The organism is Collinsella aerofaciens, from assembly GCF_015670795.1.
Taxonomy (GTDB): Bacteria; Actinomycetota; Coriobacteriia; order Coriobacteriales; family Coriobacteriaceae; genus Collinsella; species Collinsella aerofaciens_Q.
The window spans coordinates 1-1,708 of sequence record NZ_JADPCJ010000061.1; the positions used below are offsets into that span (position 1 = coordinate 1).

The 1,708-nt window shown below is 47.9% G+C and carries 3 protein-coding genes; 1 reads left to right on the forward strand and 2 read right to left on the reverse strand.

Annotated elements, in window-relative coordinates; genetic code table 11:
- Positions 1–427 (forward strand): restriction endonuclease subunit S (locus I4W09_RS10230; RefSeq protein ID WP_230318782.1); only part of this gene is annotated, 427 nt, incomplete at its 5' end.
- Here I4W09_RS10230 and I4W09_RS10235 read toward each other — a convergent pair.
- Complete coding sequence (locus tag I4W09_RS10235) at positions 417–1,211, reverse strand: tyrosine-type recombinase/integrase (RefSeq protein ID WP_196034089.1); 795 nt, start codon at positions 1,209–1,211, stop codon at positions 417–419. The two genes, I4W09_RS10230 and I4W09_RS10235, sit on opposite strands and share 11 nt — an antisense overlap.
- A gap of 34 nt (positions 1,212–1,245) precedes the next feature.
- On the reverse strand, positions 1,246–1,708 hold a 463-nt coding region (locus I4W09_RS10240), incomplete at its 5' end, for a restriction endonuclease subunit S domain-containing protein (RefSeq protein ID WP_230318783.1).

Below are 1,708 nucleotides of genomic sequence, written 5' to 3' on the forward strand. Positions count from 1 at the left end.
GGTTTTCTCTATGCAGGCTGGCAAGAATATCAAGGCATCACTTTTGTCTGATGTTCAGACTGAAAACACTCCATATCCTTGTTTTGGGGGAAATGGGGTCCGTGGCTTTGTTGCTAAACCCAACGCAAGTGGCGATTTTCCAATAATCGGGCGTCAAGGTGCCCTTTGCGGGAATGTAAGACGAGCATCCGGTGACTTCTATGCGACGGAGCATGCGGTCATTGTCCGTTGCTTTCTTGACGCGAATATTGCATGGGCCTGTTTGTTTCTAAACGCGCTTAATTTGAACCAGTATGCAACTGCGACAGCACAGCCGGGGCTGGCCGTATCCAAGATATCCGAAGTCTTGATTCCCATTCCGCCCCTGGCCGAACAGCGCCGAATTGTCGAGCGTTTCGACATGTTGGAGCCACTCGTTACCAATTAATTGCCTTATTAACTGCGGCGCGCTGTTCATTGGCGGTGCGCCGCAGATAGATTCGTGTCGTCTCGATGCTCTCGTGCCCCATTAGGTCAGCGAGCAGCGAAATGTCTGGATTACGTTCGATAAAGTTCTTTGCGAATAGGTGCCTAAACGAATGGGGATAAACGACGTCTTGGTCGACGCCATAGCGTAAGGCCGCTCGTTTCAGCCCCATAGATATTCCACGCGAAGTGATCGCGTTGTCGTTTTTGCCTGGAAACAGAAGACCGTTCATTGAACCGGCTTTCCATGTAATACTTTCCTGGCGCAAAGAGTCAGGAATCCAAATCCTCCTGAGCTTTTGGCCTTTTGAAACGATGTCCATATATCCAGCGATTACGTGTTCCACTTTAAACTGTCTTAGTTCACTTACTCGCGCACCGGTACATCCAAGAAAGCGGACAATAAAATACCAAAACCAGTCACCGTCTTGTTTCAGACCATCGATTAACTGAACGTACTGTTCGTTACTGATGACATTGTCGAGAAATGGTTTCTGCTGAATTCGTACTCCCCTTAGTCTTATCCCGTCGAATGCGATGTAATCCAAGTAGACGTTGATAGCTCCGATTCGGTTGTTTGCGGTCTTCGGTGCAAACGAGGAAACCAGCCACTCCTTGTGGTTAAGGAGCGACTGATTTGTGAGTTGTGCTACCTTTTCGAGAAGTTGTTCGCTTGCGAACACGTATGATTCAACAGTGTTTTGTGCGTAACCTTTTTCCTGGAGATATCGAGCAAATGACTTCATGGCACCTTCCTTTCGTTGGGTGCCATGAAAACAGCTAAAGTGCGTTTGCTGTATAAGTCCTAAAAACTGCAACGATACGACGTTGCTCAGCCAGTGGCGGCACAGCAACGAGCCAACGTTTTCCGTCGTCGATTCCAAGCCTCGGCATTTTTACTCCATATGAGCACCCTTTGGCGTACTTAACAAAATCAGGTTCCATAAGCACTAGCTGCGCATATTCGTTGCTGAATCCAAGAAAATTCAGCGGCAGAATTTCGGAGCTGCAGACCCCATCTTCATCAGCAATTACTACCTTGTTAAGGTATGGACGTAATTTGCTATATAGAACCGATCCAGAAGCAAAGACGTGCTTGGTGCTGCCGCTTTCCCCTTTGACCTTGCGCTTTTTTCGCACAATACTTCCTGAATCCTTTTCAATATCTTCAAGGTCGAGGTTCCAAACGCCTTCGGCAGCGTCCTTGTAGTCGATATTCCGACACGCACCAAAGTCACATAGG